The organism is Streptomyces sp. NPDC022552, from assembly GCF_055561875.1.
Genome location: NZ_JBVHGJ010000004.1, coordinates 14,648 through 27,592 on the forward strand (window position 1 = coordinate 14,648; position 12,945 = coordinate 27,592).

10 protein-coding genes are annotated in these 12,945 nt (G+C 72.0%); 2 read left to right on the top strand and 8 right to left on the bottom strand.

From position 1 onward, the window contains the following. Positions 1-27: 27 nt before the first annotated feature. From ACZ3OF_RS13150 to ppk2, 5 genes are all read right to left on the bottom strand, one after another. Positions 28-1,494 carry an aminotransferase class I/II-fold pyridoxal phosphate-dependent enzyme gene (locus ACZ3OF_RS13150; RefSeq protein ID WP_467304478.1) on the bottom strand — a complete coding sequence of 489 codons (1,467 nt, stop codon included), beginning with the start codon at positions 1,492-1,494 and terminating at the stop codon, positions 28-30. Positions 1,495-1,545: 51 nt separating this feature from the next. Further along, positions 1,546-3,582: a S9 family peptidase gene (locus tag ACZ3OF_RS13155; RefSeq protein WP_361679671.1), complete on the bottom strand. Its 2,037-nt coding sequence runs from the start codon at positions 3,580-3,582 to the stop codon at positions 1,546-1,548. Beyond that, positions 3,555-5,339: an N-acetylglutaminylglutamine amidotransferase gene (locus ACZ3OF_RS13160; RefSeq protein ID WP_467304480.1), complete on the bottom strand. Its 1,785-nt coding sequence runs from the start codon at positions 5,337-5,339 to the stop codon at positions 3,555-3,557. Before ACZ3OF_RS13160 ends, ACZ3OF_RS13155 begins: the two co-directional genes overlap by 28 nt. Before the next feature lie 228 nt (positions 5,340-5,567). Next, positions 5,568-6,734, bottom strand: coding sequence for a carboxylate-amine ligase (locus ACZ3OF_RS13165; protein ID WP_467304482.1), 1,167 nt, complete (start codon positions 6,732-6,734; stop codon positions 5,568-5,570). Between the two features lie 249 nt (positions 6,735-6,983). Then, positions 6,984-7,946 carry a polyphosphate kinase 2 gene (gene ppk2 / locus ACZ3OF_RS13170; protein ID WP_467304484.1) on the bottom strand — a complete coding sequence of 321 codons (963 nt, stop codon included), beginning with the start codon at positions 7,944-7,946 and terminating at the stop codon, positions 6,984-6,986. A 362-nt stretch (positions 7,947-8,308) separates the two neighbouring features. Between ppk2 and ACZ3OF_RS13175 the strand changes: the two genes are divergently transcribed. After that, positions 8,309-8,608: a hypothetical protein gene (locus ACZ3OF_RS13175; RefSeq protein WP_467304486.1), complete on the top strand. Its 300-nt coding sequence runs from the start codon at positions 8,309-8,311 to the stop codon at positions 8,606-8,608. Positions 8,609-8,832: 224 nt separating this feature from the next. On the opposite strand, the gene ACZ3OF_RS13180 is transcribed toward ACZ3OF_RS13175, so the two are convergent. Next, the gene (locus ACZ3OF_RS13180) at positions 8,833-9,099 is read right to left on the bottom strand and encodes a DUF4235 domain-containing protein (protein WP_361679685.1); all 267 of its coding nucleotides are present in this window, start codon (positions 9,097-9,099) and stop codon (positions 8,833-8,835) included. Positions 9,100-9,413: 314 nt separating this feature from the next. On the opposite strand from ACZ3OF_RS13180, the gene ACZ3OF_RS13185 reads away from it, so the two are divergent. Further along, entirely contained in the window at positions 9,414-10,019 is a 606-nt protein-coding gene (locus ACZ3OF_RS13185; RefSeq protein ID WP_467304489.1) for a hypothetical protein, read from the top strand. 44 nt (positions 10,020-10,063) lie between these two features. Here ACZ3OF_RS13185 and ACZ3OF_RS13190 read toward each other — a convergent pair whose 3' ends face one another. Both ACZ3OF_RS13190 and ACZ3OF_RS13195 read right to left on the bottom strand, forming a co-directional pair. After that, positions 10,064-12,478, bottom strand: coding sequence for a bifunctional serine/threonine-protein kinase/ABC transporter substrate-binding protein (locus tag ACZ3OF_RS13190; protein ID WP_467304491.1), 2,415 nt, complete (start codon positions 12,476-12,478; stop codon positions 10,064-10,066). Between the two features lie 143 nt (positions 12,479-12,621). After that, complete coding sequence (locus ACZ3OF_RS13195; RefSeq protein ID WP_361679694.1) at positions 12,622-12,894, bottom strand: DUF3253 domain-containing protein; 273 nt, start codon at positions 12,892-12,894, stop codon at positions 12,622-12,624. Between the last annotated feature and the right edge of the window lie 51 nt (positions 12,895-12,945).

The following is a 12,945-nucleotide window of genomic DNA, read 5'->3' on the forward strand; positions in this document are numbered from 1 at the left end:
GGACGCCCCGCGCCGGCGCGGTGAGGCCTACTCCTCGACGGTCACGCGTACGGTCCTGACCTCGGGGTCGGCCGCGTCCGGTACGACCATGCCGGCGTCGACCCCGCCGCGCAGGTAGCGCAGGACCCCGGCGTCGAGCCTCTCTCCGGGCAGCGCGGCCGGGATGCCGGGTGGATAGGGCGTGAGCATCTCGGCGCTGACGCGGCCGGCGGCCTTCTCCCACGGCACCTGCTCGACCCGCCCGAAGAAGGCGTCACGCGGCAGCATGGCCTGCTCCGGACGGAGTTTTGCCGGGTCCGGTACGTGGAATCGAGGTGCCGGGCGCAGCTCGTGGACGTGGTCGACGACGTCGCTCAGCGCGGCGATCAGCGCGTCCGCGCTCTCGGCGTCGTCCGCGTGGGTGAGCTGTGCGCTGGTGCGTCGGTGGTCGGACAGGTGCAGATCGACGCGGTGGTGGGTTCGGATCCAGTCGGCGATCCGGTAGCCGCTGGTGCCGAGTGCGCCGATGTCGACGACGGCCTGAAGGGGGTCGAGGTCGGCCGCGCGGCCGGGCCCGCAGAAGTCGTCGCGTCCGTGGACGTGCAGCCCGTCGATCTCGGCGATCCGCGCCCGTACGGACTTGGCCAGGGCGAGCGTGTCGTCGTAGAGGGCGTGCCCGTGCTGGACCATCTGGCGGCGCCATCCGTCGAGGGCCGCGTAGATGAGGACGGATGGGCTGGTGGTTCCCAGGAGGTCCTCGCGGTTCTTGAGGACCTCGGGGTCGATCAGGTCGCCCTGCAGGTGGAAGACCGAGCTCTGTTCGAGCCCTGAGCCCATCTTGTGCACGGAGGTGACGCACACGTCCGCGCCGGCGTCCATGGCCCAGGTCGGCAGCTCCGGGTGGAACGGCAGGTGCGCGCCCCACGCCTCGTCGACGACGAGGGGCACGCCGTGCTCGTGACACACGTCGGCGATGGCGGACAGGTCGGAGCAGGTGCCGTAGGGCGTCGGCGTGGTGACCAGGGCTCCCCGGGCGTCGGGGTGGTCGGCGAACGCGGCGCGGAAGGCCTCCGCGGAGGGCGGATGGGCGAGGTGGCGCTCCGGGTCCCACTGAGGATCGACCCAGATCGGCACGATGCCGGCGAGGACGAGGCCGGACACCACCGACTTGTGCGCGTCCCGTCCCACGAGCAGCTTCTCGTAGGGCCCGGCCACGGACAGCATGGCGGCCTTGACCGAGAGCGAACTGCCGCAGGTCGAGAAGAACGTGTGCTCCGCGCCGACGGCGTCCGCCATCAGCTCCTGGGCCTGGGCGATCACGCCGTGGGACGAGGTCCGGTCGTCCAGGCCGCTGAAGGCGAGGATGTCGGACCGGAACACGCTGTCACCGAGGGCCGCCCGCACGCGGGGGTCCGCGCCGCGCCCTTGCTTGTGCCCGGGCGGTGTGAAGGGGGTCTGGTTCTCCGCGTGGTAAGCGGCCAGCGCGTCGAGCACGGGTGCCTTCGAATGGTCCATGGGACTGCGGCTTCCCCATGAAAAGGGGCAAAAACGCCTCCGCCGCCGGTCCTAGCCGAGCAGCCACCGGTGCATCCACTCCGCGGCGGTGCGGCGGAACAGCCGCCGGTTCCCGGCCCGCCGGAAGTCGTGCCCCTCGTCGCGCAGCAGCAGCAGCTCCGCCTCCAGCCCGCGTGCACGTGCGGCGCCGACGATCTGCTCCGACTCGCCGGGCGGGACGTTCGTGTCGTGCTCGCCGTGCACCGCGAGCAGGGGCACGCGCAGCTCGTCGACGCGGCTCATGGGCGACAGCGCGCGCAGCAGAGCGCGATCCCGTTCGGGATGGCCGTACTTGTGAGCGGCGGACTCGGCGAGCCATGGCTCCGTTCCAGCGAAGAACGTGGCGAAGTCGGACATCCCGCACACCGTGATGCCCGTTCGGAAGAGGTGGGGGTGCCACACGAGAGAGGCCAGTGTCAGGTAGCCGCCGTACGAGTGCCCCATCACGGCGAGCCGCCAGGGATCGGCGAGCCCCGACGCGACCGCGTGGGTCGCGCAGTCGGCGACGTCGTCGATCGCGGCGAAGCGGCCTTCGCCCAGGTCGGCGTCGACGAAGGAGCGGCCCCAGCCGGAGGAGCCGCGGACGTCGGGCGCGAAGACGTCCATGCCCCGGCCGAGCAGTTCCTGGTACAGCGGATTGAAGACCGGGCGTTCCTGTTCCTCGGGGCCGCCGTGCAGATGCAGGACGCACGGCGCGGGCTCACCGGGGCGGCGGCCGGGAGCTCGGTGGTACCAGCCGCCCAGGAGCAGCCCGTCACGAGCCGTCGCCCGCAGGGGTACGGGCCGTACGGGCGGGAGCCCCTGGGGTACGGAGGCGGCGTCGGTCGCCGACCAGGGCGTACGCGCGGGTGGCGCCGAAGCCGGCACGGACCACACTCCGGGACGGCGCCGGGAACCCGAGAGCGCGACCACCATGCCGTCCGGCCCCGCGGGCGTCACCCGGGTGACCACCTCGTGCGCCAGCTCCACCTCGCGCGGAGCGGGCGGCTCGGTCCACCCACCGGTCAGGGCGACGGTGTGGAGCAGGCTCGTGCCCCCGTCGTTCCAGGCCAGGGCCGCTCGCCGGTCGCGCTCCACGAAGGTGAGAAGTTCGAGGTCGCATCCCTCTCGTGCGATCACCACGGAGAGGTCCTTCCGCTCGTCGGCGCCGTCGAGGTGGACCGCCAACAGCGCCGCGAACTCCCGGTCGTGGTCGCTGCGAAGCCACACCGTGCGGGCGTCGGACGAGAAGCGGCCGATCCACGGATCCCCGTCGGCGACCGGCAGCGCGCACGTCGGGGTCTGGTCCGCCGTACGGACGACCACGGCCTCGCGTCTCCCTCGGGGCCCGCGGCGCAGCAGGGCCAGGCGGCCGTCCCGGCTGATGTCGCACACGCGCAGTGTCGCCGCCTCGGTCTCGACGGCGAGCAGCTGGGGCCCGCTCGTCCCGGCGGGATCGACGAGATACGCAGTGAGCCGGTCACGGACCGGCGCCGGAGTCCGGTCGCCCTCCTCGCCCGCGCCGACACCGTCGAGGAGGGTGGCGTGCCCGTCGCGCTCCGTCCAGCCCGCGGGACGGTCCGTTTCGGCGCGCGGGTCGGCCCTCTCCCCCACGGGCTCGGCGACCGTCACCGCCAGGGCCGAGCCGTCCGGCGCCCAGCACCCCAGATAGGCCGAACTCCCCGGTTCCGCGCCCGCCAGGATCCGGCGGCCCGAGCCGTCGGGGCGGACGCAGAGCACGCGTGTGTGGCCGCTCCCGCCAGGGGCCACGGTGTAGGCGATCCAGTTGCCGTCCGGGGACCAGGAGACCTCCGTGACGTGATCCGGACCGGTGTCCAGCAGGTGTACGTCGTCACTGCCCACCGGCCCGGCCCAGAGCTGGGGCGCGCCTTCGCGGTCGCAGATGAACGCCATCTGCTCGCCTCGTGGGTCGGGCGAGGGGTACCAGCAGCCGTGGGCCACCCACGGTCGCGGGGTGTCACGCGGGCCGACCGCGTCGGCGAGCAGCTCCGCGACGGGAGCCGTCGACACGGGCTCGTCCGTCAGTTGATTCCGTGCGTCTGCAGCCATGTCTCCAACAACGCTACTTGCCACAGGGCGTTCGCCCCTCGGTTCGTGCGGTGGTCGTCGGGTGCCGCCAGCAGCGAGGCGACGTACTCGTCGCGGAAGAGCCCGCGCGCCCGGGCTTCCGGTGCGGACAGGGCGTCCCGTACGCGTTCGAGAACGGGACCCGCCATGTGGCGGATGGCCGGCACCGGGAAGTAGCCCTTGGGGCGGTCGACGACGTTGCGCGGCAGCACAGTGCGCCCGGCTCGCTTGAGTACGCCCTTGCCGCCTTCGGCGAGCTTCAGTTCCGGCGGGCAGGCGGCGGCCAGCTCGACCAGCTCGTGGTCAAGGAAGGGCACCCGCGCCTCGAGGCCCCAGTCCATGGTCATGTTGTCGACGCGTTTGACCGGGTCGTCCACCAGCATCACGTGCGCGTCGAGCCGGAGTGCCGCGTCCAGTGCGGTCTCGGCGCCTGGCGCGGCCATGTGCGTACGGACGAACTCGGCGGACGTGTCGTGGTCGGGCAGCATGTGCGGCTGCAGGACCTGCGCGAGATCGGCGTGCGTGCGGTCGAAGTAGACCTCTTGGTAACGCTGGGGCTCCCGCTCCCGATCGACGTCCGCCAGCGCGGGGTACCAGTGGTAGCCGGCGAACACCTCGTCGGCCCCCTGGCCGCTCTGTACGACGTTGATCTCCTTGGAGACCAGCTCCGACAGCAGGTGGAAGGCGACGACGTCGTGGCTCACCATCGGTTCGCTCATGGCGGCGATCGCACCGCCCAGGGCGGTGGAGACCCGGTCCGACGGCACCATCAGCTGGTGGTGGTCGGTGTCGAAGTGCCGCGAGACCTGGTCGGAGTAGGCGAATTCGTCACCCTCCTCACCCGCCTCCGACTCGAAGCCCACGCTGAACGTCGCCAGGTCCTTCTGCCCCTCCTCGGCCAGCAGCGCCACGATGAGGCTGGAGTCGAGGCCGCCCGACAGCAGGACGCCGACCGGCACGTCGGCCACCGTCCGCCGGCGGACGGCCGTGCGGAGCGCGTCGAGGACGGCGTCCCGCCAGTCGTCCGGGCCCATCCCGGCGAACGCGCTGCGGCGCGTGTAGGAGGGCTGCCAGTAGAGGTGGTCGCGGTGCGTTCCGTCCGGTTCCACGACGCGGACGGTGGCCGGCGGGAGCTTGCGTACTCCGGCGAGGACGGTGCGCGGTGCGGCGACCGTCGCGTGCCAGCTCATGTACTGGTGCACCGCCACCGGGTCGAGCGAGGTGTCCACCCCGCCGCCCGCGAGAAGGGCCGGGAGCGTGGAGGCGAAGCGCAGACGGCCGGGCATTTCGGCGAGGTAGAGCGGCTTGATGCCAAGCCGGTCACGTGCGAGCACGAGCCGGCCCGTGTCGTGTTCCACCAGCGCCACGGCGAACATGCCGACGAAGTGCTGGACGAAGTCGGTGCCCCACTGGCGGTAGGCCTTGATCACCACTTCGGTGTCGGAGGTGGTGACGAAGTGGTGGCCGAGCTGCCGCAGTTCCTCGCGGAGTTGCCGGTAGTTGTAGATGCAGCCGTTGAAGACACAGGTCATGAGCGCATCGCTGTCCGTCATCGGCTGCGCTCCGCGCTCCGACAGGTCGATGATCTTCAGACGTCGATGGCCCAGGGCGACGGGGCCTTGTGACCACATGCCGCGGCCGTCCGGGCCGCGGGCCGCCATCCGGTCGGTCATGCGCTCGACCGCCGCCAGATCGGGCCGTCCCTCGTCGAAGCGGATCTCACCGCTCAAGCCGCACACCCGGCACCTCCACGACGGACGGACACCCGCGCGAGCCCCGAGGACGTTCGAGGCGGCGTGGCGGTGGGGAAGACGCGTGTCGGCATGAGTCCTGCTCGCCTCCACACGTTGTTCGACATCAGCATGGGTTTTCTCTCCTCGATATGCCGTCCGGCAGCAGGGTGTCGTCCGCTCGTGGCAGGCGAGACCGGCGGCCGGCGTGCCGCGTGGGTCGGTGACGCCGGTGAGTCACCTCCAGAAGGCTTTCGCCGGCATGCCCTGCGCCCTGGAGCGCGCCGCCCCGCGCCGCAGGCCGGGACGCCTGCGACCGCTCCAGTTCTCACCGCGGGTCTCGGCCAGGAACAGGTCCACCGCCGCGAGCAGGTCGTCGTCGGACGCCGCCCGGCGCAGGCGGTGCGCGGCGCTGCCGCGGGTCAGGGCCTCCTCGGCCAGGCCGTGGACGGTTTCCCAGTCGCCGTACTCCTCCAGCGTCGGGCGCAGTCGACGAAGCATGCTGCGTACGACGTCGGGAGCCGGCGCCGGCCGGCGGGTTGCGGGGTCGATCAGGTCGCCTTCGAGGCCCGATCGGGCAGCCCGCCACGTCGCCGTCCGCAGCCATTCGTGCCGGTCGTCGCAGCCGGCGTCGCCTCCGGTCTCGGCCTGGGCGCAGGCGTCGACGACGAGAGCGCGGAACAGCGCCGCGACCAGCACCACCGTCTCGACGCGCGGGCAGGAGTCGCAGATGCGCAGTTCGAGCGTCTGCAGATGCGCGGAGGGGCGGACGTCGTAGTAGATCATCCCGGGATCGCTGATGACGCCGGAGACGATCAGCTCGCTGACGGCGGCGTCGTAGTCCTCCGCGCCGGTGAAGCATCCGGCCGGTCCCGAGGTGGGCCAGCGCTGCCAGATCATGGTCCGCCAGCTCGCGTAGCCCGTGTCGGCCCCGAGCCAGTAGGGAGAGCTCGCCGACAGCGCCAGAAGGGGCGGGATCCACGGACTGATCGCGCAGAGCGCCCGTACGGCGGTGTCCCTGTCGGGGACGTCGACGTGCACTTGGGCTCCGCAGATCAGCTGCTCGTCGGCGACCCGCCGGTACTCCTCCGTCATGGCGTGGTAGCGAGGGTCGTCGGTGGCGTGCACGGCTCCGAGCCGTGCGATCGGGGCCGCGCCCGCGGCCATGATCGCGAGGCCCTGGGAGGAGGCGGCCTCGTTCAGACGCCGCCGCGACGCGGACAGGTCCGCGCGGAGGTCGTCGAGGGACGCGTGCACGCCACTGTTCGACTCGACGACCGACTGGGCCAGCTCCTGTGTGAAGTCGTCCCTGTGCCGGGAAAGCCGCCCGAGTACGGCGTCGGCCCGAGGTGTCAGCGCGCCGCTCTCGACATCGATCACATGGAACTCTTCTTCGACACCCATCCGGACGACCACTGCGACTCCTGTGCGAGATCGACGATCTTCGGGCCTGCCGACCGCCCCGACCTGAGAGGCCGGGTAGGTCTGGAATGCGACTGCCCCGGCGGGGCCGATCTAAGCACATGCCGCTCATCTGTCACGCTTATCGCTCAGCTGAGCGGCGCGGCGGTAGGTCTGCCCTGGAACGGCAAGCACCGACGCCTCCATGATCCGCGCACAGCGAGCCTCACGCGATCTGGCACTCCCGGACGGCTACCCGCCTGCCGCGCGGGTGGGCGGGTGTTGCCCGGGGCCCATCAGGCGGTCGGCCAGCGGGGTGGGAGACAAGGCGGTGTCCTCCTCCCCCGACTCGAGAAGGGTGTCCGCGGAACCGATGATCAGCGGGTCGGGGGTGCCGACCGCTTCGGAGTCCTTGCGGTCGTAGTCGACGCGGGTGAGCAGGTACCGGATGGCCTCGAGCCGGGCGCGCCGCTTGTCGTTGGCCTTGACCACGGTCCAGGGCGCCTCGGCCGTGTCGGTCGTGCGGAACATGGCGACCTTGGCCTGCGTGTAGGCGTCCCAGAGATCGAGTGAGGCGACGTCGGTCGGCGAGAGTTTCCACTGGCGGACCGGGTCGACCTGGCGGATCGCGAACCTGGTCCGCTGCTCCGCCCGGGAGACCGAGAACCAGAACTTGACCAGACAGATGCCGTCCTGGACCAGCATCCGCTCGAACGCCGGGCACTGGGCGAGGAAGACGTCGTACTGCTCGGCCGTGCAGAACCCCATGACCTTCTCCACGCCGGCCCGGTTGTACCAGGACCGGTCGAAGAAGACGATCTCCCCCGGCCCGGGAAGGTGGGCGACGTAGCGCTGGAAGTACCACTGACCGGATTCACGGGCGGTCGGCTTGTCGAGCGCCACGACGCGGGCGCCGCGCGGGTTGAGGCGCTCGGTGAAGCGCTGGATGGTCCCGCCCTTGCCCGCGGCGTCACGGCCTTCGCAGATCACGATCAGGCGTGCGCCCGTGTCCTTGACCCAGCGCTGCAGTTTCAGCAACTCGATCTGCAGAATGCGCTTGGTGCGTTCGTACTCCGCCCTGGGCACCTTGCGGCTGTACGGATAGTTCTCCTGCCACGTCCGGATCGGCCTGCCCTCACCGTCCAGCAGCACGGGCTGCTCCGGCCTCCGGCCGTCCACACTCAGCCCTGCCAGCAGATCTCGTTCCTCGCCCACGCCCGGCCTCCCGCCTTCTCGGCACGTCGAGGCGCTCCTCGCTGCCAGTATCGCCGATCTGCCTCGCTTGATCGCTTTCCCGCGTCTCCCCGTTCCGCCGGCATGCAACCGCCCATCGCCGGTCCGAGTGCCGTGGCTGGGACGGTCCGGCCGGGTCCTCGCCACGCACTGCCCGGCACGTCGACGGCATCGCAGCGGCGGACGCGCAGGCGATCCGGAGGTACCGTGAGTACAGAGAGGCGTATCTCCGCAACGGACAGGCAGGTCGGCTCATGGCCGGGAAACCGAAGTCCTCGAAGTCGTCGCAGGGCGACGGACCGACCCGCCGCGGCGGGTCCGGGCACCACGGATGGTCGCCGGACGTGGACGAGACGCGGCAGCAGGACAACCCCAGCGCCGAACGTTCCTTCCACCCCGATGAACACGCTCCTCCGCCCGGCAAGGGACGCAAGGTCTCCAAGGAGGAGACGCAGGAAGTCCCCGGCGACACCGTCCGCCACGACGGCAGGCGCGGCGAGAAGCAGGCCGACACGCCCGAGAAGGGCATGCACGACACCGGTCCGCGGGGACGCTCCAAGCGCCCCAGCGGCACCAAGGACGACTCCGCGTTCACCGGCGTGGACCCCGACGAGCCGCGCACCGGCCGCCCCCGCCCGGGCTGACCGTCCTGGACGGCGTGGCGGCCGCTCTTGGGCGCGCGTAGCGCTCACGGACCTCCGCGTCCCGGGTTCGCTCCCACACGCCAGCCCCCGCCCATGGGCGGGGGCTTTTCCGATCACCCGCTCGCCGGGCCCCGGCGAGCGGGTGCGTGCCGGCGCAGTGCGGCGCGGGCGGCGTTCGCGCCCGGCGCGCACCTTTCCAGCGCCCACGCCGGAACGGCGCCCGGTCAGCCCGGCCGAGTGCCGGTGAGGCGGCGGGTGGCGACAGCGCCCGCTCGCTCCACGGTGGCCTTGACCACAGCGAAGATCGCACCTTGCAGAGCCGAGGCAACTAGGACCTCTCGCCAGCTGCGGCCCTCGTCGGTGGCGTCGGGTGCATGGCGGTCGTGGCCGATCACCTTCCAGGCCTGCTTGAAGGCCGCTCCGGCGACCATGCCGCTGGTCGCGCCGAGCGCCATGCCGAACGGCTTGTAGGCGATCTTGGATGCCTTCACGTGTACCTCCTGGCTCGATCGGACGAGTAGGGCCCTGACGGCGACGGCCCGGGGCGGGCCGTCGCCCGCGCCGAAGCGCGGGCCTTCGGCTTCTGCCGCTCTGCCGCTCCCCGCCGCGACTACCCAGCCGACAGTCGATGACGCTCCCCCACTCGTCCGAACATCGAAGGAAAGGTCGCCAGACATCGGGGCTCGCCCATGAACGTTTTTCCGTGCGGCACGCGGTGGAAGAGTTGAATGCGACGGCCCATCGGCCGAGCAGCGGCCGGGCTGCCGGGCCTTCTCGGCGTCATGACTCGAACGGGAGCCCTCCGTTGCGCATCTACGCTCAGACACCCGCACGCCGGAACCTCCAGGTGCTCGTGGACCTGATGGCCGTGGCCCTGATCGCCGCCGTGGTGTGGGCAGCCCTCGTCGTCCGCGAGACGATCATGTTGCTGGCCGAGCCGGGGCGCAAGGTCGAGAGCGCCGGCGACAGCCTCGCCGAGGAGCTGGGGAACGCGGGAGAGGCCGCGTCGAACGTGCCGCTCGTCGGCGGCATCCTCAAGAAGCCGCTCCAGTCCGCCGCCGACGCCGGCTCCGGGTTCGCCGACGCGGGAGTGTCGCTCCAGGAGACCGTCAGTCAGGTCGCCGACGCGACCACGGCGGTCCTCATCGTCGTTCCGGTGCTCTTCGTCCTGCTGCTGTGGCTCCCGCCACGCCTGCTCTGGGTCCGGCGCAGCGCCACCCTGCGCCGGCTCGTGGAGGCTCCCGGGGGAGCCGACCTGCTCGCCCTGCGCGCCCTCACCGGCCCGCCGGGCGCACTCGCCAAGCTGCCGGCCCCGCTCGGCGGATGGGCCGACGCCTGGCGCCGGGGAGACGAGCAAGCCATCGCCGACCTCAGCGTGGTGGCACTCAGGCGCGCCGGGCTCCGGCCCTGAGGAGCCATCGGAACACGGGATCCACAGCACACCTCCGGCGGGTGTCAGGGAGTGGCCGTGCCGCTCGTCACGGTCCTCCAGCTGCCGTCGTCCACCGTGTACACCGTCAGCCGACGGTTGACCGTGTCGCCGTCCTTGTCGAAGGCGACACGGCCGGTGACACCGTCGAAGGCCGACCCGGCGACTGCCTGCGCCAGTTTCGCCCTGGCGTTGTCGGGGACGGTACCGCCGTTCGCCGTCACGACCGCCTTCACCGCCTCGATGACGGTCCACGTCGCGTCGTAGGCGTAGGGGCCGTACCAGCCGGCCGGCTGCGAGTAGCCCGCTTTCCGGTACCGGGCGAGGAAGTCCCGCCCTGCCTCCGATTCCTCGGCGGGCAGGCCGAAGTTGGTCGCGAGGTCGCCCTCGGCCTGCGGGTTCGCCGTGAGGTACTGCTGGTCGAAGATGCCGTCGCCGCCCATCAGCGGGGCGTTCACCCCCGCCTGCTTGAGCTGTCGGGAGAGCGGCGCCGCGGTGTCGTAGTAGCCGCCGAAGTAGACGGCGTCGGCGCCCGATGACCGCACCCTGACGGCGAGCCCCGCGAAGGCGCGTTCCGCGGGATCGACCTGCTCGGTGCCGACGACGGCCCCACCGAGCTTGGTGAACTCGGCCGTGAGACCGGAGGTGAGAGCAGTGCCGTGGGCGCTCGCGTCGTCGATCACGTAGAGCTTGGTCTTCTTCGCCTCATGCAGGTACCGGGCGGCGAACGGCCCCTGGACGACGTCCGTGGCGATGGTACGGAAGTAGGTGGAGTGAGGACGGGACGTCGTGCCCGCGGCCCAGTCGGGACCCAGGGTCAGGGCGGGGTCGGTGTTGCTCGGTGACACGTTGACCATGCCCGCCCGCGCGAGTGTGGGCACCAGGGTCCGGGCGACAGCGGAGTTGAGGGGACCGACGACCCCCAGCACCTTGTCGTCGGACACGAACTGGGCGGCGTTGGGCGCGCCCTTGGCGGGGTCGGCCTCGTCGTCCAGGGCCTTGATCTCGAATGTCACGCCGGGGACGTGCCGGGACTCGTTGGCGGTCCTGGCTGCCAGGTCGGCGGAGTTCTTGATACCGGCGCCCATCGAGGACAGCCCGCCGCTCAGTGGCGCGTCCACGCCGATCACCACCGTGACGGAGGAGGCCCCCGAGCCGTTGCCGACTCCCCCGCCACGGCGTCCGTCGTCGTCACGGGTGAGGGCCCAGGTGAGGACGGAGCCCGTGGTGAGCACGGCCAGTGCCGTACCCAGGACCGCGGAGCGCCGGGTGAGGCCACGCCGCCGGGCGGGCGCCCGCTCGCCCGGCTCCGGCGTGGCCGCCGCGCCGAGCGGGACCGTGTCTTCGGCCGGGGGTACGGGCCGCGGCGGGGCGGTCGGCCGTTCGGGCGCGGGGTGGGGCGGCGTCCCGGCGACGGACCCGCGGTCCAGGACGGTGGGGGTGGGTGGTGGCGTGGGTGATGGTGCCTGCTGCGGCATCGTCGGAGCGGAAGCGTGCTCCGCCGCCCCGTCCGGCGCCGGTGCGGGGGTCGCCCGCGGATCGGGCGTGGGGACGGGTGCGTGACCGGGGTTGCCGTCCGTCGGCCCGTGCCCGGCGGACCCGTCGGGCACGGGCGGTGAGGAACGCAGCGCCGACGCGAGCATCTCGGCGGCTTCCGCGGCGTCCACGCGTTGCGCCGGGTCCTTGGTGAGCAGCGCGTCCAGCAGGGGGGCCAGCGGGCCGGCATGGACAGGTGGCCGGTGCGGGCGGGTGAACACGGCAACGGCGAGGGCGTGGAGCCCGTCCGCCTCGAACGGTGGGCGTCCCTCGACGGCGTGGTAGAGGGTGGCGCCGAGCGCCCACAGGTCGTTGGCCGGTGTCGGTCGCTTGCCCTCCAGCTGCTCCGGGGGCATGTACTGCGGCGTGCCGATGACGGTCCCGCTGTGGCTCAGCCTGGTCGTGGCGTCCGCGAGGTGAGCGATGCCGAAGTCGGTCAGTACGACCCGGTCCCTGGTCAGCAGCACGTTGTCCGGCTTGATGTCCCGGTGGACGATCCTCGCTCGGTGCGCCTCGGCCAGCGCGTCGAGCATGGCGGCGCCGATCTCGGCCACCCGCCGTACGGAGAGCCGGCCCCGGTCGCTGATGGCAGCGGCCAGGGACTGCCCGCGGATCAGCTCCATGACGATGACGGGGGCGCCGTGGTGCTCCACCACGTCGTGAACGGTGATGACACCGGGGTGGCTGAGGGTGACCGCCGCGCGTGCCTCGCCGGTGAACCGCCTGAGCAGCGCGGCGCGATCCCCCTCCTCCAGGCCCGGCGGGAAGAGGATCTCCTTGATGGCGACCTCGCGCCCGAAGAGTTGCCGGTCCAGGCCACGCCAGACCCGGCCCATACCGCCCTGGCCGATGCGCTCGACCAGCTGGTACCGGCCCGCGATGAGTTCGGGGTTCTCCTCGGTCACGCGCACACTCTAGGTCCTGCTGAGCCGGTCAGGTGGCGAAAAATCGGCATGATCCCGCCCCACGGTGACGAGGACGTCGAGTGTCCGAAGAGGGACGCGTCGCCGGCATACGGCGGGGCGTTCGGTCGAATGGAGAGCCTGTGTCAGCCTGCGCGGCTGATGCGGACAGGACCTCGGAGGTCAGCCGGATCGACGGGACGTCCGCCCTGGGTGATGTCCACTTCGCCGGCCGCGGCCAGCCGCCGGGCCACGCGGCGGGTCGGCTCCATGAGCGCGCGCCATCCGTCGTCGTCCCCCGTGTACACGGCTCGCGCGGCGTCGGAGGGGCAGATCGACGATGTCGGACCACGCCTCTCCAGCAGCTCCAGGATCGCGCGCTCCAAGCGCTGTTCCGCCTGCCGTCCGAGTTCCGTCACTCCTCCAGTGTCGCACCGGCGACGCCACGAGCCGGGGCTTGCGAGCGCCGC

Coding starts and splice junctions, on each gene's coding strand:
- ACZ3OF_RS13150 (WP_467304478.1), bottom strand. CDS start 1,494: ATGGACCATTCGAAGGCACCCGTGCTCGACGCGCTGGCCGCTTACCAC.
- ACZ3OF_RS13155 (WP_361679671.1), bottom strand. CDS start 3,582: ATGGCTGCAGACGCACGGAATCAACTGACGGACGAGCCCGTGTCGACG.
- ACZ3OF_RS13165 (WP_467304482.1), bottom strand. CDS start 6,734: ATGGGTGTCGAAGAAGAGTTCCATGTGATCGATGTCGAGAGCGGCGCG.